Source organism: Streptomyces sp. NPDC020807, from assembly GCF_040641575.1.
In the GTDB taxonomy this organism is placed as follows: domain Bacteria; phylum Actinomycetota; class Actinomycetes; order Streptomycetales; family Streptomycetaceae; genus Streptomyces.
In genome coordinates, this window is sequence record NZ_JBFADU010000011.1 from 132,292 (window position 1) to 155,928 (window position 23,637).

The 23,637-nt window shown below is 73.6% G+C and carries 23 protein-coding genes; 19 read left to right on the forward strand and 4 right to left on the reverse strand.

What is annotated here, in order from left to right; translation table 11 throughout:
• Nucleotides 1-14 precede the first annotated feature (14 nt).
• Nucleotides 15-824, reverse strand: a complete 810-nt coding sequence (locus tag AB0G79_RS18665; RefSeq protein WP_360807653.1) for an IclR family transcriptional regulator — start codon at nt 822-824, stop codon at nt 15-17.
• A gap of 245 nt (nt 825-1,069) precedes the next feature.
• Between AB0G79_RS18665 and allB the strand changes: the two genes are divergently transcribed.
• From allB to AB0G79_RS18680, 3 genes are all read left to right on the forward strand, one after another.
• A complete protein-coding gene (gene allB, locus AB0G79_RS18670; RefSeq protein WP_360807655.1) occupies nt 1,070-2,404 on the forward strand; it encodes an allantoinase AllB in 1,335 nt (444 codons plus the stop codon).
• A 1-nt stretch (nt 2,405) separates the two neighbouring features.
• Entirely contained in the window at nt 2,406-3,521 is a 1,116-nt protein-coding gene (alc, locus tag AB0G79_RS18675) for an allantoicase (protein ID WP_360807657.1), read from the forward strand.
• Between the two features lie 199 nt (nt 3,522-3,720).
• Nucleotides 3,721-4,650 carry a DMT family transporter gene (locus tag AB0G79_RS18680; RefSeq protein WP_360807659.1) on the forward strand — a complete coding sequence of 310 codons (930 nt, stop codon included), beginning with the start codon at nt 3,721-3,723 and terminating at the stop codon, nt 4,648-4,650.
• 4 nt (nt 4,651-4,654) lie between these two features.
• On the opposite strand, the gene AB0G79_RS18685 is transcribed toward AB0G79_RS18680, so the two are convergent.
• A complete protein-coding gene (locus AB0G79_RS18685) occupies nt 4,655-5,602 on the reverse strand; it encodes a LysR substrate-binding domain-containing protein (protein WP_360807661.1) in 948 nt (315 codons plus the stop codon).
• A gap of 177 nt (nt 5,603-5,779) precedes the next feature.
• Here AB0G79_RS18685 and AB0G79_RS18690 point away from each other — a divergent pair, with 177 nt between their 5' ends.
• From AB0G79_RS18690 to AB0G79_RS18745, 12 genes are all read left to right on the forward strand, one after another.
• Nucleotides 5,780-7,195, forward strand: coding sequence for a 2-hydroxymuconic semialdehyde dehydrogenase (locus tag AB0G79_RS18690; protein ID WP_360807663.1), 1,416 nt, complete (start codon nt 5,780-5,782; stop codon nt 7,193-7,195).
• Nucleotides 7,196-7,200: 5 nt separating this feature from the next.
• Nucleotides 7,201-8,022: a fumarylacetoacetate hydrolase family protein gene (locus AB0G79_RS18695; RefSeq protein ID WP_360807787.1), complete on the forward strand. Its 822-nt coding sequence runs from the start codon at nt 7,201-7,203 to the stop codon at nt 8,020-8,022.
• The gene (locus AB0G79_RS18700; RefSeq protein WP_360807665.1) at nt 8,019-8,789 is read left to right on the forward strand and encodes a fumarylacetoacetate hydrolase family protein; all 771 of its coding nucleotides are present in this window, start codon (nt 8,019-8,021) and stop codon (nt 8,787-8,789) included. Before AB0G79_RS18695 ends, AB0G79_RS18700 begins: the two co-directional genes overlap by 4 nt.
• The gene (locus AB0G79_RS18705; protein ID WP_360807667.1) at nt 8,786-9,217 is read left to right on the forward strand and encodes a RidA family protein; all 432 of its coding nucleotides are present in this window, start codon (nt 8,786-8,788) and stop codon (nt 9,215-9,217) included. The genes AB0G79_RS18700 and AB0G79_RS18705 overlap by 4 nt, the downstream gene beginning before the upstream one ends.
• The gene (locus AB0G79_RS18710) at nt 9,214-9,786 is read left to right on the forward strand and encodes a 3-hydroxyanthranilate 3,4-dioxygenase (protein ID WP_360807669.1); all 573 of its coding nucleotides are present in this window, start codon (nt 9,214-9,216) and stop codon (nt 9,784-9,786) included. Before AB0G79_RS18705 ends, AB0G79_RS18710 begins: the two co-directional genes overlap by 4 nt.
• Nucleotides 9,783-10,841: an amidohydrolase family protein gene (locus AB0G79_RS18715; protein ID WP_360807671.1), complete on the forward strand. Its 1,059-nt coding sequence runs from the start codon at nt 9,783-9,785 to the stop codon at nt 10,839-10,841. Before AB0G79_RS18710 ends, AB0G79_RS18715 begins: the two co-directional genes overlap by 4 nt.
• Nucleotides 10,838-11,770 (forward strand): acetaldehyde dehydrogenase (acetylating), encoded by a 933-nt coding sequence (locus tag AB0G79_RS18720; protein ID WP_360807673.1) that lies wholly within the window; start codon nt 10,838-10,840, stop codon nt 11,768-11,770. Before AB0G79_RS18715 ends, AB0G79_RS18720 begins: the two co-directional genes overlap by 4 nt.
• The gene (dmpG, locus tag AB0G79_RS18725; protein WP_360807675.1) at nt 11,767-12,795 is read left to right on the forward strand and encodes a 4-hydroxy-2-oxovalerate aldolase; all 1,029 of its coding nucleotides are present in this window, start codon (nt 11,767-11,769) and stop codon (nt 12,793-12,795) included. Before AB0G79_RS18720 ends, dmpG begins: the two co-directional genes overlap by 4 nt.
• Nucleotides 12,796-12,800: 5 nt before the next feature.
• Nucleotides 12,801-14,123: a kynureninase gene (gene kynU, locus AB0G79_RS18730; protein WP_360807677.1), complete on the forward strand. Its 1,323-nt coding sequence runs from the start codon at nt 12,801-12,803 to the stop codon at nt 14,121-14,123.
• A gap of 205 nt (nt 14,124-14,328) precedes the next feature.
• Nucleotides 14,329-16,095 carry a hypothetical protein gene (locus AB0G79_RS18735; protein ID WP_360807679.1) on the forward strand — a complete coding sequence of 589 codons (1,767 nt, stop codon included), beginning with the start codon at nt 14,329-14,331 and terminating at the stop codon, nt 16,093-16,095.
• 36 nt (nt 16,096-16,131) lie between these two features.
• Nucleotides 16,132-17,550 (forward strand): amino acid permease, encoded by a 1,419-nt coding sequence (locus tag AB0G79_RS18740; RefSeq protein WP_360807681.1) that lies wholly within the window; start codon nt 16,132-16,134, stop codon nt 17,548-17,550.
• 166 nt (nt 17,551-17,716) lie between these two features.
• Nucleotides 17,717-18,619, forward strand: a complete 903-nt coding sequence (locus tag AB0G79_RS18745; protein ID WP_360807683.1) for an NAD-dependent protein deacetylase — start codon at nt 17,717-17,719, stop codon at nt 18,617-18,619.
• Here AB0G79_RS18745 and AB0G79_RS18750 read toward each other — a convergent pair.
• Nucleotides 18,588-18,812, reverse strand: a complete 225-nt coding sequence (locus tag AB0G79_RS18750; RefSeq protein ID WP_360807685.1) for a hypothetical protein — start codon at nt 18,810-18,812, stop codon at nt 18,588-18,590. The two genes, AB0G79_RS18745 and AB0G79_RS18750, sit on opposite strands and share 32 nt — an antisense overlap.
• A gap of 145 nt (nt 18,813-18,957) precedes the next feature.
• On the opposite strand from AB0G79_RS18750, the gene AB0G79_RS18755 reads away from it, so the two are divergent.
• The 4 genes from AB0G79_RS18755 (at nt 18,958) to AB0G79_RS18770 (ending at nt 22,573) form a co-directional block, all read left to right on the forward strand.
• Entirely contained in the window at nt 18,958-20,196 is a 1,239-nt protein-coding gene (locus tag AB0G79_RS18755) for a histidine kinase (RefSeq protein ID WP_360807687.1), read from the forward strand.
• Complete coding sequence (locus AB0G79_RS18760; protein WP_360807689.1) at nt 20,193-20,876, forward strand: response regulator transcription factor; 684 nt, start codon at nt 20,193-20,195, stop codon at nt 20,874-20,876. The genes AB0G79_RS18755 and AB0G79_RS18760 overlap by 4 nt, the downstream gene beginning before the upstream one ends.
• Before the next feature lie 17 nt (nt 20,877-20,893).
• Entirely contained in the window at nt 20,894-22,096 is a 1,203-nt protein-coding gene (locus AB0G79_RS18765) for a cytochrome P450 (RefSeq protein ID WP_360807691.1), read from the forward strand.
• Nucleotides 22,097-22,180: 84 nt separating this feature from the next.
• Nucleotides 22,181-22,573, forward strand: coding sequence for a PaaI family thioesterase (locus AB0G79_RS18770; RefSeq protein WP_360807789.1), 393 nt, complete (start codon nt 22,181-22,183; stop codon nt 22,571-22,573).
• Here the strand turns inward: AB0G79_RS18770 and AB0G79_RS18775 are convergent.
• Nucleotides 22,562-23,596 carry a Gfo/Idh/MocA family oxidoreductase gene (locus tag AB0G79_RS18775; protein WP_360807693.1) on the reverse strand — a complete coding sequence of 345 codons (1,035 nt, stop codon included), beginning with the start codon at nt 23,594-23,596 and terminating at the stop codon, nt 22,562-22,564. The two genes, AB0G79_RS18770 and AB0G79_RS18775, sit on opposite strands and share 12 nt — an antisense overlap.
• Between the last annotated feature and the right edge of the window lie 41 nt (nt 23,597-23,637).

Consider the following 23,637-nt stretch of genomic DNA (forward strand, 5'->3'; position numbering starts at 1 on the left):
GGGCTGCCGGGGCGTCAGCCCTGGCCGTTGCCCGAGGTGTTCGCCAGTGCGGCGGACAGCTCGCGGGCCACTTCCTGGAGGATCGGCACGATCTTCTCGGTGGCCGCCTCGGTGACCCGGCCGGCCGGGCCCGAGATGGAGATGGCGGCGGCGGTGGGGGAGTCGGGGACGGAGACCGCGAGGCAGCGGACCCCTATCTCCTGCTCGTTGTCGTCGACCGCGTATCCCGCGTCGCGGACGACCGCGAGCGCGTCGAGGAAGCCCTCGGGGGTGGTGATCGTCTTCTCTGTGGCGGCGGGCATGCCCGTACGGGCGAGGAGCGCGCGCACGTCCTCGGCGGGGGTGTGCGCGAGGAGCGCCTTGCCGACGCCGGTGGAGTGGGGCAGGACGCGGCGGCCGACCTCGGTGAACATGCGCATCGAGTGCTTGGACGGCACCTGGGCGACGTACACGATCTCGTCGCCGTCGAGGAGCGCCATGTTCGCCGTCTCGCCGGTCTCCTCGACGAGCCGCGCCAGGTAGGGGCGGGCCCAGGTGCCGAGGAGGCGGGCGGAGGACTCGCCGAGCCGGATGAGGCGGGGGCCGAGCGCGTACCGGCGGTTGGGCTGCTGGCGCACGTAGCCGCAGGCCACGAGGGTGCGCATGAGGCGGTGGATGGTCGGGAGGGGCAGTCCGCTGCTGGCGGAGAGCTCGCTCAGGCCGACCTCGCCTCCGGCGTCGGCCATCCGCTCCAGGAGGTCGAAGGCGCGCTCCAGGGACTGGACGCCACCGCTCGCGGCGGCGGGCTTGGCGGCGTCGGTGGTCCTAGCGCTGGACGTCGGCACGTCTCGGTCCTTTCGAGGCAGGCGGGCAAGGCAGCAGCCTACCGGGCCGTTCTCCCGCCGACCCCCCTGTGGAGAGCTACATTCTACTCTACGGAATTCCACTTTCGTCTTGTGGAATGACCCAAGAGCGGGTCTCGGTGTGCCCGGCGGGGGGAAGTCACCTCTTGACGGCATCTCTCCTCGACGTAAGACTCCTTCAACAGTTCGTTGAAGTTCCTGCTGGAGTACTTGAAGAAGGGGTACGGGTGGACGTCAACCTGGTCCTGCGCTCGACTCGCGTCATCACCCCCGAGGGGACGCGCCCGGCGTCGATCGCCGTCTCCGGCGAGACGATCGCGGCCGTCCTGCCGTACGACGCCGAGGTACCCGCCGGCGCCCGCCTGGAGGACGTCGGCGACGACGTGGTCCTCCCCGGCCTCGTCGACACCCACGTCCACGTGAACGACCCCGGCCGCACCGAGTGGGAGGGCTTCTGGACCGCCACCCGCGCCGCGGCCGCCGGGGGCATCACCACCCTCCTCGACATGCCGCTCAACTCGCTGCCCCCGACCACCACCGTCGGGAACCTGCGCGTCAAGCAGGACGTCGCCCGCGCCAAGGCCCACGTCGACGTCGGCTTCTGGGGCGGCGCGCTCCCCGACAACGTCAAGGACCTGCGGCCCCTCCACGACGCCGGCGTCTACGGCTTCAAGTGCTTCCTCTCGCCCTCCGGCGTCGACGAGTTCCCCTCCCTCGACCAGGAGCAGCTGGCGACCTCGCTCGCCGAGATCTCCGGCTTCGACGGCCTGATGATCGTCCACGCCGAGGACCCCCACCACCTCGACGCCGCGCCCCAGCGGTCCGGCGGCGCGTACGCCGACTTCCTCGCCTCCCGCCCCCGGGACGCCGAGAACACCGCGATCGAGAACCTGATCGCCCAGGCCCGCCGCCTCGACGCCCGCGTCCACGTCCTGCACCTCTCCTCCTCCGACGCGCTGCCGCTCCTCGCCGCCGCCAAGGCCGAGGGCGTCAAGGTCACCGTCGAGTCCTGCCCGCACTTCCTCACCCTCACGGCCGAGGAGATCCCGGACGGCGCCACCGAGTTCAAGTGCTGCCCGCCGATCCGCGAGGCCGTCAACCAGGACGCGCTGTGGCAGGGCCTCGCGGACGGGACGATCGACTGCATCGTCTCCGACCACTCGCCGTCCACGGCCGACCTCAAGACCCCCGACTTCGCCTCCGCCTGGGGCGGCATCTCCTCCCTCCAGCTCGGTCTGCCGGCCATCTGGACCGAGGCGCGCCGCCGCGGCTTCGACCTGACGGACGTCGTCCGCTGGATGTCCGAGGGCCCCGCCCGCCTCGCCGGACTGACCCGCAAGGGCGCGATCGAGGCCGGCCGCGACGCCGACTTCGCCGTCGTCGACCCCGACGCCACCTTCACCGTCGACCCGGCCGAGCTCCAGCATCGCAACCGGATCACCGCCTATGCGGGCCGGACCCTCAGCGGCGTCGTCACCTCCACCTGGCTGCGCGGGGAGCGGATCGCCGACCGCGGCACCCTCGCCGAGCCCTCCGGCCGCCTCCTCGAAAGGACCAACTGACGTGTCGTCCCTCCCCAGCTTCACCGGTGACGCCAGCCCCTACGGCGGCGGCGACCCGTACGCCGACTACCGGACGGCCGACTTCCCCTTCACCCAGTACGCCGACCTCGCCGACCGCCGCCTCGGCGCGGGCGTGATCGCCGCCAACGACGAGTTCTTCGCCGAGCGCGAGAACCTCCTCAAGCCCGAGGCCGCCGAGTTCGACCCCGAGCACTTCGGCCACAAGGGCAAGATCATGGACGGCTGGGAGACCCGTCGCCGCCGCGGCGTGTCGGCCCGGCAGCCGCACCCCACCGAGGACGACCACGACTGGGCGCTCGTCCGGCTCGGCGCCCCCGGCGTCGTCCGCGGCATCGTCGTCGACACCGCCCACTTCCGCGGCAACTACCCGCAGGCCGTCTCCGTCGAGGCCACCTCCGTCGCCGGTTCGCCCTCGCCCGAGGAGCTCCTCGCCGACGACGTGAAGTGGACGACCCTCGTCCCGCGCACCGCCGTCGGCGGCCACGCCGCCAACGGCTTCGCCGTCGACGTCGAGCAGCGCTTCACGCACCTGCGCGTCAACCAGCACCCGGACGGCGGCATCGCCCGCCTCCGCGTGTACGGCGAGGTCGCCCCCGACCCGCGCTGGCTCGGCGTCCTCGGCACCTTCGACCTGGCCGCCCTGGAGAACGGCGGCCAGGTCGAGGACGCCTCGGACCGCTTCTACTCCCCGGCCACCAACACCATCCAGCCGGGCCGCTCCCGCAAGATGGACGACGGCTGGGAGACCCGCCGCCGCCGCGACAAGGGCAACGACTGGATCCGGTACGCGCTCGTCGCCGAGTCCGAGATCCGCGCCGTCGAGATCGACACCGCCTACCTCAAGGGCAACAGCGCCGGCTGGGCCGCGCTGTCGATCGCGGCCGAGGGCTCCGAGGACTGGACCGAGATCCTGCCCCGCACCCGCCTCCAGCCCGACACCAACCACCGGTTCGTCCTCGACGCCCCGGCGGTCGGCTCCCGGATCCGGATCGACATCTACCCCGACGGCGGCATCTCCCGCCTCCGCCTCTTCGGTTCCCTCACGGAGGCCGGTACGGCGCGGCTGACCGCCCGCCACCAGGAGCTCGGCGGCTGAGCCACCGACCCCCACGACCTGGGCGGGCACGACACCCCGCCCGGCCCGCGAGGGCGCACCGGAACCCGACAGCACCGGTGCGCCCTCGCGTCCCCCCCTTTTTTTGTTGTAGCCACCACGGGTCCGACCCGCTACCGTGATCACTCCGCGTGCGAGCCGTCGAAGTCTCCACCCCATGACGAGAGTTGGAGACGGCCCCGTGTCTGCCTCACCGGCCATTGCCGCCCCCCTGCCCCTCGGCGCCCCGCGCCGCGCCTGGCTGACCGACCTGCCCGTGCTGCTCGTCGCCGCCGTCTGGGGCGCCAGCTACCTCGCGGCCAAGGGCATCACCACCACCCACACCGTCATCGCGGTCCTCGTCCTGCGGTTCGCCGTCGTGCTGCCCGTCCTCGTCGTCGCGGGATGGAGCAGGCTCCGCGCGCTGAGCGCGGCGCAGTGGCGCGGGGCCGCCACGCTCGGGCTCGTCCTCAGCGGGATCTTCCTCCTGGAGACGTACGGCGTCGTCCACACCTCCGCCACCAACGCGGGCCTGATCATCAGCCTCACCATGATCTTCACCCCGCTCGCCGAGGCCGCCGTCACCCGCGTCCGACCGCCCCGCGCCTTCCTCGCCGCCGCCGGGCTCTCCGTCGCGGGCGTCGTCCTCCTCACCCAGGGCGGCGGCTTCACGACCCCGTCCCTCGGCGACCTGCTGATGCTGCTCGCCGCCCTCGCCCGTACCGTCCACGTCCTGGCCATGTCCCGGATCAAGGCGGTCGCCTCCGCCGACTCGCTCTCCCTCACCACCGTCCAGCTCGGCTCGGCCGTCGCCGTGTTCGCCGTCATCGCCGCCTTCCCCGGCAGCGGCGCCTCGCCCTGGGCCGTCGCGCTCGACTTCGGCCCCCGCGAGTGGGCCGGCCTGCTCTTCCTCTCCGTCTTCTGCACGCTCTTCGCCTTCTTCGTGCAGATGTGGGCCGTCCGCCGCAGCTCCCCGTCCCGGGTCAGCCTCCTCCTCGGTACGGAGCCGCTCTGGGCCGCCGCCGTCGGCATCGCCCTCGCGGGCGACCGCCCCGGCGTCCTCGGTCTGGTCGGCGCGGTCCTCGTCCTCGCGGGTACGGGCTGGGGCCGCCGCGCGGCCGACGGGGCCTGACCGGTCAGTTCTCCGTCCGCAGCCCGCCGAGGGAATCGCGCAGGACGGCCGCCTCCTCGTCGAGGTGGTGGAGCAGCGCCTGGAGGGCCGGGCTGCGGGTGCGGTGGGCGACCTCGGTGGTGCCCACGGTGCGCCCCACCGAAGGGAGCTCGACGGGAAGCGCGGCGAGCTGTTCGTCCTCGCGGAGGACCAGTTCGGGGAGGAGGGCGACCATGTCGGTCTGGAGGAGCAGGGCCCGCATGGTGAGGATGGACGTGCACTCGACCCGGTCGGCGGGGAGCGCGAGCCCCCGGTCGGCGAAGAGCGCGCCGAGCTCCTGGCGCAGCGCGGTCTGCTCGACGGGCAGGATCCACGGATGGTCGAGGGTGTCCGTGAGGGCGGCACCTGGTGCGTCGAGCAGGGGATGGCCGGAGCGGACGGCGAGCCGGATGCGCTCGCGGTAGAGGCGGTGCTGGCGGAACACGTCGCCTTCCTTCGGGGCGGGGCCCACCCGGCCGACGATGACGTCGAGTTCGCCCGCGAGGAGCGCCGGGTGCAGGACGTCCGGGGTGCCCTCGCGGACGACGACCGTGAGCCCGGGCCGTTCCCGTTTCAGCCGGGCGACGGCCCGGGGCAGCAGGACGTTGGTGCCGGCGAGCAGCGTGCCGACGGTGACCGTGCCCTCCCGCCCCTGGCGGAGCCCGGTGAGGTGTTCGGCGGCGCGCCGCATCTCGGCGAGGACGGCACGGGCGTGCTCCGTGAGGGCCCGGCCGTAGAGCGTGGGCCGCATGCCGCGCGGGACGCGGACGAAGAGCGGCAGGTCGGCGATGCCCTCCAGCTCGCGCAGGGTGCGCGTGGCGGCGGGCTGGGTCAGGTGGAGGCTCTCGGCGGCCCTCGCCACGCCGCCGTGGTCGACGATCGCGACGAGCAGCGTCAGGTGACGGAACTTCAGCCGGCCGTCCAGAAGGTCCATCGGCGGGGGCTCCTCGCGACTGCGACAGTGCACATACCCAACTCGGTATATGAGTCGTGGTTTTTGGCATTGGTTCGGCATAGATCGATGGGCGCATGATACCGGCACACGCCGGGACGCCTGATCCGAGGACCCCGGCCCGGCAACGCAACGGAGGTCTGCAAGGTGCGCTCACCTGTGCGGCATTACGTAGGGGGCGGGTTCGACACCTCGGGCACGCCGTTCCCGCTCGTCGACCCGGTCCGGGGCATCGCCGTGGGCGAGGCCCCCGAGGCCCCCCGTGCGCTGGTCGACCGCGCGGTGGACGCGGCGCGGGCCGCCCTGCGCGGACCCTGGACCTCCTGGAGCCCGGCCGATCGCGCCCGGCTGCTGCACCGGATCGCCGACGGCATCGAGGCGCGGTTCGAGGAGTTCGTCGACGCCGAGTGCGCCGACACGGGCAAGCCCCGGGAGCTGGCCTCGACGGTCGACATCCCCCGCGCCGTCGCCAACTTCCGCTCGTACGCGGACCTCCTCGTCGGCCGTTCCGAGCGGTCCTGGAGCACACCCACCCCGGACGGCCGCGGCGCCCTGAACTACACGGTGCACAAGCCGCTCGGCGTGGTCGCGGTGATCTCGCCGTGGAACCTGCCGCTGCTCCTGCTCACCTGGAAGGTGGCCCCGGCGCTCGCGACGGGCAACACCGTGGTGGCCAAGCCCTCCGAGCTCACCCCGGGCACGGCCTGCCTCCTCGCGGAGGTGATGGCCGGGGCGGAGCTTCCGCCGGGCGTCTTCAACCTCGTGCACGGAGGTGGCGGGGACGCCGCCGGACAGTGGCTGACCGAGCACCCGGGCGTGGACGCCGTCGCGTTCACCGGGGAGTCGCGCACCGGTTCGACGATCATGCGGGCCGCCGCCGGGCGGCTGGCCCCGGTCTCCTTCGAACTGGGCGGCAAGAACGCCGGCCTCGTCTTCGCCGACGCCGATCTGGAGCGGGCCGTCGAGGGCACCCTCCGCTCGGCGTTCACCCACAGCGGGCAGGTCTGCCTGTGCACCGAGCGGGTGTACGTGGAACGGCCGGTGTTCGACAGGTTCGCCGAGGCCCTGGCGGCCGGGGCGCGCGAGCTGACCGGATACGGCCCGATGGTCTCCGCCGCCCACCGGGACAAGGTGCTCGGCTACCTCGGCGAGGCGGCGGCCGACGGCCGGGTCCTCGCGGGTGGCGGGGTGCCGTCGTTCGGCGACGAGCGGGACGGTGGGTTCTGGGTGGAACCGACCGTGCTGACCGGACTGCCCGAGGACCACCCGGCGGTACGGGAGGAGATCTTCGGGCCCGTCGTCCACCTGGCACCCTTCGACACCGAGGAGGAGGCCCTGGCGCTCGCCAACGCCGGACCGTACGGGCTCGCCGCCACGGTCTGGACGGGCGACGTGAGCCGGGCGCACCGGGTCGCCCCGGCCCTCGACGTCGGCATCGCCTGGGTCAACACCTGGAACCTGCGGGACCTTCGCACCCCCTTCGGCGGCGTCAAGGCGTCCGGCATCGGCCGCGAGGGCGGCGACCACTCCCTCGACTTCTTCTCCGAACCGATGAATGTGTGCGTGAAGCTGTGAGCGGGATCGTCACGAGCCAGGTCGACCGGACCGTGGCCCTGGCCGCCGAGCGGCTCGACACCGCGCGCCGGACAGGCGTGCCGTGCGCCCCGGTCCGCGACCTGCTGCCGCCCGGGGACCTGGACGCCGCCTACGCCGTCCAGAGCCTCCTGCACGACCGGCTGATCGCCGCAGGGCGCCGGGTCACCGGCTGGAAGATCGGGCTGACCTCGCCGGCGGTGCAGGCACAACTCGGCGTCGACACACCCGACTTCGGTGCCCTGTTCGACGACACGGCCGTCCCGGACGGTGCCGAGATCCCCTGGGGAGCGGTGCTCCAGCCCCGGGCCGAGGCCGAGGTCGCCCTCGTCCTCGGCCGCGACCTCACGCACGAGCGGCACACCGTCGCCGACGTGATCCGGGCGACGGACTTCGCGCTGCCCGCCGTCGAGGTCGTCGGCAGCCGGATCCGCGACTGGGACATCACGGCCGTGGACACCGTCGCCGACAACGCCTCCAGCGGCGTGTACGTCCTCGGCACCCGTCCCGTACTCCTGCGCGAACTCGACCTGAGGACCGCCGGGATGGTCCTCGAACGGCGCGGCGAGCCCGTCTCCACCGGGGCGGGCGCGGCCTGCCTGGGCCATCCCCTCCACGCGGCCGTCTGGCTCGCGGACACGCTGGCACGGCTCGGCCACCCGCTGCGGGCCGGGGACACCGTCCTCACGGGGGCGCTCGGTCCGATGACGGCCGTCGCGCCCGGAGACGTCCTCGAAGCCCGCGTCGACGGTCTCGGTTCGGTCCGCGCGGCCTTCGGCCGCCCCTCCATGGAAGGAGACGCCCGATGAACACCGGCACACTGGCCGACGCCCTCGACATCGCGGCACGAGGCGGCCGTCCGCTGGCCGGCGGCCGCAGCGGGCTGACGGACACGGTCCAGGCGTACGCCGTCCAGGAGGCCCTGGTCGCGCGGCGGCTGGCCCGGGGGGAGCGGCTCACCGGCTTCAAGCTGGGCTTCACGAGCGTGGCGAAGATGCGGCAGATGGGGGTCTCCGACCTGATCCACGGACGCCTGACGGACCGGATGGAGGTCCCGGACGGGGGCCGGCTCGACGTCTCCGGGCTGATCCACCCCCGGGTCGAGCCCGAGGTGGCGTTCCTGCTCGGCTCCACGCTGCTGCCGGGCGGGGACCCGATGGCGGCGGTCGCCGCCGTCGCCCCGGCCCTGGAGGTCATCGACTCCCGCTACGACGGCTTCCGCTTCTCGCTGCCGGAGGTCATCGCCGACAACACCTCGGCGGCGCACTACGCCGTGGGCGCCTGGCGGGCCCCGCGCGACCTGTCCGGGCTCGGGGTCCTCCTGGAGCTCGACGGGCGTCCCGTCGAGACCGGGTCGACCGCCGCGATCCTCGGACACCCCCTGCGCGCGCTGGCCGCCGCGGCCCGGCTCGGCGGTCCGCTGGAGCCCGGCACGGTGATCCTCGCGGGCGCGGCGACGGCCGCCGTGCCGCTGCCGCCGGGGACGTACGTACGGGCCGCGGTCGCCGGCCTCGGCACCGTCGCCTTCACGACGGAACCGGCCGAAGCCGCGCCGACCACGAGGGAGGACGCGTGATCGTGCCCGGTGCCGCACCGCCGCGCGGCCGCTTCCCGCACATCAGGCGCGCCGGTGACTTCGTCCACGTCTCCGGCACCAGCTCCCGTCGGCCCGACGGGACCTTCGCGGGGGCGAGTGCCGACCCGATGGGGGTCACGGACCTCGACATCCGCGCCCAGACCCGCGCCGTCATCGAGACCATCGGCCGCCTCCTCGCCGCCGCCGGCGGCGGCCTGCGGGACCTGGTCTCCGTGACGACGTACCTGGTCAGCATGAACGACTTCGGCGGCTACAACGAGGTCTACGCCGAGTACTTCGACGAGACCGGCCCGACCCGCACCACCGTCGCCGTGCATCAGCTGCCCCACCCGCACCTGCTGATCGAGATCAGCGCCGTCGCCCACATCCCGCAGGGCCCTGCGCAGGACAAGGAACCGTCCCGATGACCATGAAACCCTTCAACCTCCAGGCCTGGATCGAGGAGCACCGCCACCTGCTGAAGCCGCCGGTCGGCAACGTCCAGATCTGGCAGGACGCCGATCTGATGGTGACGGTCGTCGGCGGCCCCAACCGGCGCACCGACTTCCACGACGACCCGATCGAGGAGTTCTTCTACCAGCTCAAGGGCGACATGGTGCTCCGCGTCATGGACGAGGAGGGCCGGCCGCCGCGCGACATCCACATCCGCGAGGGCGACGTCTTCCTGCTCCCGCCGCACGTGCGGCACTCCCCGCAGCGGCCGGAGGAGGACAGCGTGGGCCTGGTCGTCGAGTTCGCCCGGCCGAGGGGGCAGCGGGACGCCTTCGAGTGGTACTGCGTGGAGTGCCACCACCTGGTCCACCGGAGCGAGGTCCAGCTCACCTCGATCGTCGACGACCTGCCGCCGGTGTTCGAGGCGTTCTACGGCGACGAGACCGCTCGCACCTGCCGGAAATGCGCGGCCGTGCACCCGGGCAAGGACTGGCCCGAGGCGCTCCGTCCGCGCACCCGCCGCGACGAGGAGGACCCGGCGTGACCGTCGTCGACATCCACGCGCACGTCTTCCCGGAGATCGGACGGGCCGAGGCCCGGCGCCTGACCGGCATCGAGGACGCCCCCTGGCTGCGGACCACGGACGGCCCGGACGCCGGGATGATGATGGCCGGGTCCACCGAGTACCGGCCTGTCCGGCGCACCCTGTGGGATCCGGCGGAACGCGTCGCCGACCTGGACCGGCTGGGCGTGGACATCCAGGTGCTGTCCAGCACACCCCTGCTCTTCGGCTACCACCTGGAGGCCGGACGGGCCGCCGACTGGTGCCGTACCGTCAACTCCCACCTCCTCGCGTACGGTGCCCACGCCCCGCAGCGCCTGGCCCCCCTGTGCCAGGTGCCGCTCCAGGACACCGAAGCGGCCTGCGCGATGGTCACCGAGGCCATGGCACAGGGCTTCCACGGCGTCCACATCGGCAACCACCTCGGCGACCGCGACCTCGACCACGGGGCGCTCGTCGAGTTCCTCGCCCACTGCGCCGACCAGGACGCGGCCGTCCTGGTCCACCCCTGGGACCTGCCGTCCGGCCCCCGCTACTCCCGCTACATGCTGGCCTGGCTCGCGGGCATGGCGGGCGAGACCCACCTGACCATCCTCTCGCTGATCCTCTCCGGCGCCTTCGAACGGCTCCCGGCCTCCCTGCGGCTGCTCTTCGCCCACGGCGGCGGCAGCTTCCCCTACCTCCTGGGCCGGGCCGACAACGCCTGGCACCGCCGCGACCTGGTCCGCGCGGACAGCCCGCACCCGCCCTCCCACTACACCGACCGCTTCGCCGTCGACTCGGCCGTCTTCGACCCCGGCGCGCTCCGCCTCCTGGTGGACGTGATGGGCGCGGAGCGGGTCCTCCTCGGCTCCGACCACCCCTTCCCGCTCGGTGAGGAGGAGATCGGCCGGCTCGTCCGGGAGAGCGGCCTCACCCCGGCGGAACGGGACGCCGTCCTCGGCGGGAACGCCGTCCGCTTCTTCGGTCTCACCCCCGCACGAGTCCCCGCTGACGTCCCCGCAGAAGTCCCCGCAGTGAAGGAGGCCGTCCGATGAGGGCCGCCGTGATCGGGTCGGGCAACATCGGCACCGACCTCCTCGTCAAGATGATCCGGGGGTCGGGGGCGGTCACCGCCGCCGCCATGATCGGCATCGACCCGGAGTCCGACGGGCTCGCCCGGGCCCGCAGACTGGGCGTTCCGACCAGCTCGGACGGCGTCGAAGGACTCATCGCCCTCGACGAGTTCGACTCCCTCGACCTCGTCTTCGACGCCACGTCCGCCGCCGCCCACCACCGCAACGCCGCCGCGCTCGCCCCGTACGGCAAGCGGATCGTCGACCTGACCCCGGCGGCCGTCGGCCCGTACGTGGTCCCGCCCGTCAACCTCGACGAGCACCTCGACGCCCCCACCCTCAACATGGTCACCTGCGGCGGCCAGGCCACGGTCCCGGTCGTCGCCGCCGTCTCGGCGGTCACCCCCGTGCACTACGCGGAGATCGTCGCCTCGATCGCCTCGCGGTCGGCGGGCCCCGGCACCCGCGCCAACATCGACGAGTTCACCGAGACCACCTCCCGCGCACTGGAACAGGTCGGCGGCGCGGCCCGGGGCAAGGCGATCATCGTCCTCAACCCGGCGGAGCCCGCACTGCTCATGCGGGACACCGTCCACTGCGTCGTCGACGACTGCGACACCGAGCGCGTGGCCGACTCCGTGCGCGCGATGGCCGACTCCGTCGCCGCGTACGTCCCCGGCTACCGGCTCAAGCAGGAACCGCAGTTCCGCCGGATCACCGGTGACGACCCGCTCGCCCGGCTCGCCGGCGGCGCACCGCCCACCGGCGGCGCGCAGCTCCTCGTCTCCGTGTACCTGGAGGTGGAGGGCGCCGCCCACTACCTCCCGGCCTACGCCGGAAACCTCGACATCATGACCTCCGCCGCGCTGCGCACCGCCGAGCGCCTGGCCGAACGGAGCCCGGTCCGATGACCTCGGTCTACGTCCAGGACGTCACCCTGCGCGACGGCATGCACGCCGTCTCGCACCGCTACACCCTCGACCAGGTCAGGGCCATCGCCGCAGCCCTGGAGGCCGCGGGCGTCGACGCCGTCGAGGTGGCCCACGGCGACGGCCTCTCCGGCTCCTCCGTCACCTACGGACCCGGCGCGCACACCGACTGGGAGTGGCTGGAGGCGGCGGCCGAGGTGCTCGACCGCGCCCGGCTCACCACGCTGCTGCTCCCCGGGGTCGGCACGGCGGAGGACCTCCGCCGCGCGCACTCCCTCGGCGTCACCTCCGTGCGGGTCGCGACGCACTGCACCGAGGCGGACATCGCCGCCCAGCACATCGGCCTCGCCCGGGACCTGGGCATGGACGTGTCGGGCTTCCTGATGATGTCCCACATGGCCCCGCCGGCCGAACTGGCCGCGCAGGCCCGCCTCATGGAGTCGTACGGCGCCCACTGCGTCTACGTCACCGACTCGGGCGGCCGGCTGACCATGGACGGCGTACGGGACCGGGTCCGCGCCTACCGCGACGTGCTCGACCCGGCCACCGAGATCGGCATCCACGCCCACCACAACCTCGGCCTCGGCGTCGCCAACAGCATCGTCGCCGTGGAGGCGGGTGCCCACCGCGTGGACGCCTCGCTCGCGGGCCAGGGCGCCGGGGCGGGCAACGCCCCGCTCGAACCGACGGTCGCCGTCCTCGACCTCCTCGGCTGGGAGCACGGCTGCTCGCTCTTCCCGCTGATGGACGCGGCCGAGGAGCTCGTACGGCCCACCCAGGACCGGCCCGTGCGGGTCGACCGGGAGACGCTCACCCTCGGCTACGCGGGCGTGTACTCCAGCTTCCTGCGGCACGCGGAGACCACCGCCCTGCGCCACGGCCTCGACACCCGCGACCTGCTGGTCGAGGCGGGCCGGCGACGACTCGTGGGCGGCCAGGAGGACCTGCTCGCGGACATCGCGCTGGACCTCGCCGCCGCATCCCCCATCGACGTCACGACGGAGTGACCGCCATGCAGACCGACACCACCGACACCACCGACACCACCGACACCACCGACACCCCAGACACCGCCGACACCGCCACGGCCACGACGGCGGACCTCGACGGCCGCGCCGCCGCACTCGACGCCGCCGACCCCCTCGCCCACGTCAGGGACCGCTTCCTCCTCCCCGAAGGGGTCGTCTACCTCGACGGGAACTCCCTCGGCGCCCTCCCCGCCGCCGTGCCCGCCGCGATCGAGGACGCGGTGCACCGCCAGTGGGGGACCGACCTCATCCGTTCCTGGAACGCGAACGGCTGGTGGGAGGCGCCCGTGCGGACGGGCGACGCCATCGGCCGCCTCGTCGGCGCCGCCCCCGGGCAGGTGGTCGCCGGGGACTCCACCAGCGTCCAGCTCTTCAACACCCTGCTCGCCGCCGCCCGGCTGCGCCCCGGCCGCCGCCTGCTCCTGACCGACCCCGACCACTTCCCCACCGACCAGTACATCGCGGACTCGGTGGGCCGGCTGCTCGGGCTCGACGTCCGCCGGGTGCCGGCCCGCGAGGCCGCCGCCGTGCTGGCCGCCGAGGGCGCGGACGTCGCCGTCGCCGCGTACGCCCCGGTGGACTACCGCACCGGTGAGCTGTACGACATGGCCGCGCTCACGGCCGCCGCGCACGCGGCCGGGGCCCTGGTCCACTGGGACCTGTGCCACGCGGCGGGCGCCCTGCCCGTGCGACTGGACGCGATCGAGGCCGACTTCGCGATCGGCTGCGGCTACAAGTACCTGTCCGGCGGCCCGGGCGCGCCGGCGTTCGCGTACGTCGCCCACCGCCACCAGGCGGAGTTCGACCACCCGCTGACCGGCTGGCACGGGCACGCGGAGCCGTTCGCCATGTCCGGCACGTATGCCCCGGCCCCCGGGGCGGCCCGCGCCCGGATCGGCACGCCCCCGCTGCTCTCGCTCCTCGCCCTGGAGGCCGCCCTGACGGCGTACGAGGGCGTGGACATGGAGACCCTGCGGGCCAAGAGCCTCTCCCTGACCGGCTTCTTCCAGGAGTGCGCGGACTCACTCCTCGACGGCCTGGGCTTCACGATGGCCACCCCGCGCGACCCCGGCCGCCGGGGCAGCCAGGTCGCCCTGCGGCACCCGGAGGCCTACCCCCTGATCGCCGCGCTGACCGCGCGTGGCGTCATCGGGGACATGCGCGCTCCCGACCTGCTGCGCTTCGGGTTCAACGGCCTCTACCTCAGCCACGCGGACGTCCTGCGCGCGGTGTCCGAGCTGCGGTCCGTCGTGACCTCCGGCGCCCACCTGGCCGCCGAGTACCAGCAGCGCCCGACGGTCACCTGATCCCTCCCGTACCCCCTTCGCCGCGGGTCCGCGCGATCCCCGGGCCGCCGCCGCCTTCCGCGGCGGTCGGCCGCCGCGCGGACCGGACCTCTCGCACGTCCCTCTCGCACGTCCCTCTCGCACGTCCCTCTCGCACGTCCCTCTCGCACGTCCCTCTCGCACGTCCCTCTCACCCGTCTCTCACCGCCGAGAACCGAGGACTCCCATGCGATCACTCCGTACGAAGGCCGCCCTGGCCACGGCCGTCGCCGCCGCGACCACCGCGACCCTGCTCGTACCCGGCAGCTCCGGCGCCACGACCGCCGTCGGCGCGACCGACCCGGACATCCCCCGGGTCTGCGCCGACCGCCGCCCGGGCCAGGCCGACCCCGGCGCGTACGGCATGCAGCTGGACGGGTCCTTCCGGCACCCCGCCCTCACCCCGGTCGACGAGGAGCACGAGCACACCTTCCCCGGCCGCAACGCGGAGTACGACACGCGCTCGTACATCAAGAACATGAAGGTCGAAGCCGCCTACGAGGGGGCGGACTTCACCCCCGACTACTTCCACACCTGGCAGAACATCGTCGACTTCGACGGCCGCCGGTACATGTTCCAGTACGACCGTTCCGAGGGCCGTGTCTACGACATCACCGACGTGAAGAAGGTGCGGGTCGTCGAGCGGGTGAGCCGCGAGGACGTCGGCGGCGACGAGACGAAGGCCAACGGGGACTGGGCGGCGAACGACTACTGGGGCGCCTCCACCATCCAGTGGAGCAAGAAGCTCGGCGCGTACGTCATGGTCCAGAGCTTCGAGAACAAGCGGCAGATCCGGGAGCTCACCGACGATCCGGCGGAGGACAAGTACGCCAACCCGGAGGGCGTCCGGAAGCTGCGCGAGAAGCCGGGACTGAAGGGCTTCAAGGTCTTCCGTCTCGACGGGCCGCTGAAGAAGGACTGGAAGCTGCTCGCCACGGTCTCCACCGACGCCACCCAGAAGGACCCGCTGCGCAGCGACCCGAACGCGGCGCAGCAGGGCTCCGGATCGCTCGACACCCCGTACTGGACGGGCGACCGGTACATGTTCATCGCGACGGCGCCGGACGACACGTACTCCCGCACCGAGTACCCGACCAACCTCCACTCGGCCGGCTACCAGTCCTGGGACATGGCCGACCCGGCCCACCCCAGGCTGCTCGACACCTGGCACCTGCCGGGGCAGCGGACCGGCGAGGACGCGGAGTACCGGGAGAACCCGCGCTGCGGCAACCGCACGAGCTGGATGGGGGCGCGCATGCCGCTGTTCGTGCCCAAGCCCGTGGAGAAGGGCGGGCGTTACGCCTTCGCCGCGATGGGCGGCTACGGCCTGACCGTGCTCGACATCTCGGACCCGGCGAACCTCCGGACCGTCTCCCACCTGGACCTGCCGCCGTCCGTCGCGGGCACCGAGGGCGACAACATCGACGTCTCGCAGTACGAGCGGACCGGGATCATCTACTACTCGGGCTACCCGCTCACCGAGGACTGCTACGAGCCGTACAAGGACGTCTACCAGATCGACGCCAAGGACCCGAGGAACCCGCGCGTCGTCGGCGCCCTGCCCCGCCCGGTCCCGCCGAAGGCGTCCGGCATCACGGACTTCTGCCAGCGGCGCGGCAGCTTCGGCCCCAAGCGCACCGGTTCCTACACGAACCCGGGCCGGCACACCCCCGGCGTGCTCGGCTACGGCTTCTACAACGCGGGCGTGCAGTTCTTCGACGTCTCGGACCCCGCCGAGCCGGAGATCGAGGCCTACTTCGTCCCGAAGGCGTACGGCCCCGGGACCCCGGACTACGCCTACGGCAACCAGACCCACGGCGTGTACGTGGAGTGGGACCGGAACATCGCCTGGGTGCTGACCAACCACGGCATCTACGCGCTGTCCTCGCCGAAGGTCCTGGGCAAGCCCGATCTCGACCGCCCGGCCGAGCCGTTCCGCAACAGCGAGTTCTGAACCTCCCCCTCCCCGCACCAGTAAGGACACCCAGGCATGGCCACTCAGGAAAGACCCGCCCAGGCCTCCGCATCCGCGACCACGGAGGGCGGCCTCGTCCGCTCCCTGACCCCTCGCCAGACCACGATGATCGGCCTGGGCTCCGCGCTCGGCACCGGTCTGTTCCTCGGCTCCGGCACGGCGATATCCGTCGCCGGACCGGCCGTGATCCTCTCGTACGCCATCGGAGCCGTGCTGGTCGCGATCATCGCGGTCCTGCTCGGCGAGATGTCGGCCGCGCACCCCGTGCAGGGGTCGTTCGGCGCCATCGCGCACACGTACCTGGGCCCGTGGGCCGGATTCGTCACCCGCTGGACCTACTGGTTCAGCGCCGTCGTGGTCATCGGCACCGAGGTCGTCGCCTCCGCGCTCTACATCCGCTGGTGGTGGCCGCAGGTGCCGATGCCGGCGGCGATCCTCGTCATCGCCGCGGTGGTCCTCGCGGTGAACGTCATCAACGTGAAGTCCTTCGGGACCACCGAGTTCTGGCTCTCCACGATCAAGGTCACCGCACTGTGCGCCTTCATCCTGTGCGCGGCGCTGCTGGTCTTCTTCGGGCTCCCGGGCACGGAAGCCACCGGATTCGCGCACCTCACCGACGACGGCGGGTTCATGCCGCACGGTGCCGAGTCCGTCTGGATCGCCATGTCGGTGGTCATGTTCGCGTACGCCGGCTTCGAGGTCGTCGCCATCGCCTCGGCCGAGGCCACCGACCCGCAGCGCTCCATCAGGACCGCGATGCGCCAGCTCGCCTGGCGGCTCAGCGTCTTCTACGTCCTCGCCATCACCCTGGTCGTGGCGCTGATCCCGTGGCGGCAGCTCGCCGACAGCGACGGCAGCGTCGAGGCGAGCCCGTTCGTGCGGGTCTTCTCCGAGGTCGGCGTGCCGGCGGCGGCGACCCTGACCAACCTCGTGGTGCTCATCGCGGCGATCTCCGCCGCCAACGCCCACCTGTACGGCGCCTCCCGGCTCCTGCACTCGCTCGCTGACGACGGCCTCGCCCCGGCGCCGATGGCCCGGCTCACCTCCCGCGGCGTCCCCGCCGCGGCGCTGGCCGCCTCCACCCTGGGCATCGCGGCGGCGGCCCTGCTCGCCTTCTACGAGGTCGGCGGAATCTTCGGCATCCTGATGTCGATCGCCCTCTTCGCGGTGCTCCTCGTGTGGCTCCTGATCCTCGCCTCGTACGTGGCCTTCCGCCGCCACCGGGACGCGCACCCGACGGAGTTCACGGGCTTCAGCGTCCGGGGCGGCAGCAAGCTCGCGCTGGTGGCCGGCGCGGGGGTGCTGGCCGTGGCCGCCACCGCGGTCGAGGTCCCGGACATGCGGCAGGCGGCGGGCATCGGCCTGGCGTTCACCGCCGTGCTCCTGGTCTGCTACTTCCTGACGGCGCTCCGCCGCGGGAGGCGCCGGAGCTGAACAGAAGCCGCCGGAGGAGACCGGCGGAGACCGGCGGAGACCGGCGGAGACCGGCGGAGGGGGAGCGGCGCCGTGCCCGGCCGAGGGTCCGTGGCACGGCGCCGTCGTGCGCCCCGGCGTGCCCGGGGGAGGGGCGATCCCGGTCCGGCATCCGTACCCTGGCAGCATGCGCATGCGTCCCACGCTCACCTGGACCCCGCCCGCCGGTCTGCCGCCGGGCACCACGGATCCGCGGCCGGTCGCGGAAGCGCTGGGCCGGGGCCGGGTGCTGGTCCTGAGCGGCGCGGGGATCTCCACGGAGTCGGGGATCCCCGACTACCGGGGCGAAGGCGGCAGCCTCAGCCGCCACACCCCGATGACCTACCAGGACTTCCTCGCCGCCCCGCAGGCCCGCCGCCGGTACTGGGCGCGCAGCCACCTCGGTCTGCGGACCTTCGGCCGGGCCCGCCCCAACGCCGGGCACCGGGCCGTCGCCGCGTTCGGCCGCCACGGCCTCCTCTCGGGCGTGATCACGCAGAACGTGGACGGCCTGCACCAGGTCGCGGGCAGCGAAGGAGTCGTGGAGCTCCACGGCGGCCTGGACCGGGTCGTGTGCCTCGGCTGCGGTGCCCGCACCCCGCGCCACGAGCTGACCCGGCGACTGGAGGAGGCCAACCCCGGCTTCGCCCCGGTGGAGGCGGGGATCAATCCCGACGGCGACGCCGACCTCACCGACGAGCAGGTCGCGGACTTCCGGGTGCTGCCCTGCGGGGACTGCGGCGGGCTCCTCAAGCCGGACGTGGTGTTCTTCGGGGAGAACGTCCCGCCGGAACGCGTCGAGCACTGCCGCCGTCTGGTCCGCGAGGCCGCCTCGGTGCTGGTCCTCGGCTCCTCCCTGACCGTGATGTCGGGGCTCCGCTTCGTCCGTCAGGCCGCCGACGAGGGGAAGCCGGTCCTGATCGTCAACCGGGACCCGACGCGCGGGGACGCGCACGCGGTCACCCGGGTCGCGCTCCCCCTGGGGGAGACGCTCACCGGGGTGACGGAGCTCCTCGGCCTCACGGGGACTTCGGCACCCGGGTCGACATGACCACCAGCACCACGCCGAGCGCGGCGATCACGATGTTGACGAAGACCTCCCGGCCCTCCATGAACGCCACGCTCTCGGTCAGGTAGCGGGTCAGGCCCATCAGCCGGAACCAGCCGTCGGTGAGCTCGCGGATCACCCCGGACACCCCGAACAGGACGAGCAGGACACCGGCGGTCTCCAGGAATCGCTTCATGCCCCGATCATGATCGTGCCGCGGCCCCGGCCGCGTCAGCCTTTCGTCCCTCCTCCCCGCGACGTAAGTATCGACCCGCGCGACTTCGGCACCGCCCGGCCCGCCGTTCCTCCGTTCGTGGCCCCCGCCTGCGTACATTGCCGACATGACCCGTACGGAGCGACAGAGCCGGTTCCTCCCCTCCCACCTGGTCGAACCGGGCGAGAGCGGCGACACCCGGCCACGCCGTACCGTCCGCGACTGGATCGTCGACACCACGCTCTTCCTCCTCGCGGCCCTCGTGGGGCTCGTCGCGGCCGACTCCGCCGCCGACTACTCCAGCGAGCCCGCCATCCTCTTCGACCAGCTCGCCGGCGCCGCCGCCTGCTGCGCCCTGTGGCTCCGCCGCCGCTGGCCCGTCGGCCTGTCCGTCGGCCTCTCGCTGCTCAGCGTCGTCGCCCCGGTCGCCGGCGGTGCCGTCCTCGCGAGCCTCTTCAGCGTCGCCGTCCGCCGTCCCTTCCACGAGGTCGCCTGGCTCGGAGCGCTCGCCGCCGCGGCCTCCACCGTGCAGGTCTTCGTCCGCCCCGACCCCACCCTCAACGTCGCCGTCGCCATCGCCCTCGGCTTCGTCCTCATCCTCCTCGTCACCGCCTGGGGCATGCTCGTGCGCTCCCGGCGCCAGCTCTACGCGGCCCTGCGGGAGCGCGCCGTCCGCGCCGAGGCCGAGGCCGAACTGCGCGCCTCCCAGGCCCAGCGGCTCGCCCGCGAGGCCATCGCCCGCGAGATGCACGACGTCCTCGCCCACCGGCTGACCCTGCTCAGCGTCCACGCGGGCGCCCTGGAGTTCCGGCCCGACGCCCCGCCCGAGCAGATCGCCCGCGCGGCCGGTGTCATCCGCGACAGCGCCCACGAGGCCCTCCAGGACCTGCGCGAGATCATCGGCGTCCTGAGGGACCCGGGCGAGAACGGCGCGAACGGCGGCCACGGCGACGGTGAGCGGCCCCAGCCCACCCTGGACACCCTCGACGCGCTCGTCGCCGAGTCCCGCGAGGCGGGCGCGGACGTCGACCTGCTGCTCGACGTCGGGACACCCGAGGGCGCGCCCGCGGTCCCCGCCTCCACCGGCCGCACCGCCTACCGCATCGCCCAGGAGGCCCTGACCAACGCCCGCAAGCACGCCCCCGGCACCCGGGTCACCCTCACCGTGGAGGGCAGCCCCGGCGAGGGCCTCACCGTCACCGTGCGCAACCCGGCCCCCACCGGCCCCGTCCCGCACGTCCCCGGCTCCGGCCAGGGCCTCATCGGCCTCACCGAACGCGCCACCCTCGCGGGCGGCCGCCTCGACCACGGTCCCGCCCCCGACGGGGGCTTCGTCGTACGCGCCTGGCTACCGTGGCCCTCATGACCATCCGGCTGCTCCTCGTCGACGACGACCCCCTGGTCCGCGCGGGCCTCATCCTCATGCTCGGCGGCGCCGAGGACCTGGAGATCGTCGGCGAGGCCGCCGACGGCCGCGAGGTCCCCGACCTCGTCGGCCGGCTCGCGCCGGACGTCGTCCTCATGGACATCCGCATGCCCGGCGTCGACGGACTCACCGCCACGGAACGGCTCCGCGCGCTCCCCGACGCCCCCGAGGTCGTCGTCCTCACCACCTTCCACGCCGACGAGCAGGTGCTCAGGGCCCTGCGGGCGGGCGCCGCCGGCTTCCTCCTCAAGGACACCAAGCCCGCCGGGATCCTCGCCGCGGTCCGCCGGATCGCCGCCGGGGACCCGGTGCTCTCCCCGGCCGTCACCCGCCAGCTGATGACCCACGTCGCGGGGGAGGAGGACGGACGGGGCCGGGGCGAGGAGGCCCGCCGCACCACGGCCGCCGCGCGCCTCGCCGAACTCGCCGCACGCGAGAGGGAGGTGGCCGTCGCCGTCGGCAGGGGCCGCTCCAACGCCGAGATCGCCGCCGAGCTCTACATGGGCGTCCCCACGGTCAAGACCCACGTCTCGCGCGTTCTCGCCAAACTCGGCCTCAACAACCGGGTCCAGATCGCGCTCCTCGTCCACGACGCGGGCCTCCTGGACACGGCGGAGTAGTCGGATAGTCTGCCGGGATGTCCGTCATCGAACTGGGTGAGTACGGCGCGGACTTCACCGTGAACCCGTACCCCCACTACGCCAGGTTGCGCGCCCGGGGACCCGTCCACGAGGTCCGCATGCCGGACGGCTTCCAGTTCTGGCTGGTCGTCGGCCACGAGGAGGGGCGCGCCGCGCTCGCCGACCCCCGGCTCGCCAAGTCGCCGTCCGTGGTCGGCGTACGGCCGCCGGAGGAGGAGCTCATCGGCGTCCACCTCCTGTCGGCGGACGCCCCGGACCACACGCGGCTGCGCCGCCTCGTCACCGGCGTCTTCACCGGCCGCCGCGTCGAGAGCCTCCGCCCGCGCGTCGAGCGCCTCACCCACGAACTCGCCGACGCGATGGAAGGCGTCGAGGGAGCCGCCACGGAACCGGCCCGCCGCGCCGACCTCGTCGACGCCTTCGCCTTCCCGCTCCCGATCACCGTCATCTGCGAACTCCTCGGCGTCCCCGTCGAGGACCGCGACTCCTTCCGCGCCTGGTCGAGCCAGCTCGTCGCCCCCACCGACGAGCGCGGACTCGTCGGCGCGCTCGAAGGCTTCGCCGCCTACCTGGACGCGCTCATCGAGGACAAGCGGGCCGCCGGACCCTCCGACGACCTCCTCTCCGGACTCCTCGCCGCCCGCGCCGAGGACGGCGACCGGCTCTCCGGGCCCGAGCTGCGCGCCATGGCCTACCTGTTGCTCGTCGCCGGGCACGAGACCACCGTCAACCTGATCTCCAACACCGTCCGCAACCTGCTCGCCCACCCCGACCAGCTCGCCGCCCTCCGCGCCGACCCCGCCCTCCTCGACGGGGCGATCGAGGAGACCCTGCGGTACGACGGGCCGGTGGAGACGGCCACCATCCGCTTCACCACCGAGCCCGTCGTCATCGGCGGCACCGTGATTCCGGCCCGGCAGAACGTCCTGGTCGGACTGGGTGCGGGCGACCGCGACCCGGACCGATTCCCCGACCCCGACCGCTTCGACGTCCGCCGCGACACCCGGGGCCACCTCGCCTTCGGCCACGGCCTGCACTACTGCCTCGGTGCCCCGCTCGCCCGCCTGGAGGCGAGGATCGGGCTCCGGACGCTCCTCGACCGCTTCCCGGGCCTGGAACTCGATCCGGATTCCGGTTCGTTGGACTGGCTGCCCGGCATGCTCATGCGCGGGACCCGTCATCTCCCCGTCCGGTGGTGAACCGTGAGCGATCAGACCCCCGACCGTACCCCCGACCGTGCCGCCGCACCCGACTCCGCACCCGACCCCGATCTCGACCTCGATCTGGCCCGGAAGGTCCTCGACGCCCAGCCGTTCAGCCGGCTCGTCGGCGCCCGCCTCACCGAGTTCGGCGCCGGCCGGGCGGTCCTGGAAGTGGAGCCCCGCGACGAGCTGAGACAGCAGAACGGCTTCCTGCACGGCGGCGTGCTGTCGTACGCGGCGGACAATGTGATCACCTTCGCCGCGGGCACCGAGCTCGGCCCGGCGGTGCTGACGGCCGGCTTCTCCATCCAGTACGTCCGGCCCGCGGCGAGCGGCGTGCTGCGCGCCCGGGCGGAGGTGGTCCACGCCGGGCGGCGGCAGGCGGTGGTGCGCTGCGACCTGTCGACCGTCGACGAGGAGGGCGCCGAGACGCTGTGCGCGGTCGCCCAGGGCACGGTGCTGTCAGCCGGCTGAGCCGGTCCCGGCACCCCCGGCAGGGCCACCCGTGATGTCGAGACGCACCGGAACCCGTTCCCGCCGCGACCGCTCGCAGGCCTCCGCGACCCGCAGCGCCGCCAGGGCCTCCCGCCCGTCGCACGGGTTCGGCGCCCCGTCCCGTACGAGCCGGACGAAGGCGTCGAGCTCCGCCTCGTACGCCGGGGCGAACCGCTCCAGGAAGCCGGCCCACGGCTTGCCCGGGGCGGGCGGTCCCATCGGCTCCACCGAGGCCAGCGGCGTACGGTCGTCGAGGCCCACGGCGATCTGGTCGAGCTCCCCGGCCAGCTCCATCCGCACGTCGTACCCGGCGCCGTTGCACCGCGTCCCCGTCACGGTCACGAGCGTCCCGTCGTCCAGGGTGAGCAGCGCCGCCGCCGTGTCCACGTCGCCCGCCGCGCGGAACATCGCCGGGCCCGCGTCCGACCCCGTCGCGTACACCTCGACGACCTCCCGGCCCGTCACCCAGCGCACGATGTCGAAGTCGTGCACCAGGCAGTCCCGGAAGAGCCCGCCGGACAGCGGCAGGTACGCGGCGGGCGGCGGCTCCGGATCGGACGTCGCCGCCCGTACGGTGTGCAGCCGTCCGAGCCGGCCCGAGCGGACGGCCTCCCGCGCGGCCGCGTACCCCGCGTCGAAGCGGCGCATGAACCCGAGCTGGAGCTCGGTCCCCGCCTCCGCCACCGCGTCGAGCGCCGCCAGCGTCCCCGGCACGTCCAGGGCGATCGGCTTCTCGCAGAAGACCGGGAGGCCCGCCCGCGCCGACCGGGCGATCAGCTCCGCGTGCGCGGCCGTCGCCGAGGCGATCACCACGGCGTCCAGCGCGTGGTCCAGGAGCGCCGCCACGTCGGGTGCGGCCTCCGCCCCCAGCGCCCCCGCGACCCCGGCCGCCCGCGCCGCGTCCGCGTCCGCCACGACGAGCGACGCGACCTCCGGATGGCGGGCCAGGACCCCCGCGTGGAAACTCCCGATCCGTCCCGTACCGATCAGTCCGATGCGCATGGCCCCACCGTGAAGCGGCCCGATGCCCCTGTCAAGGACGG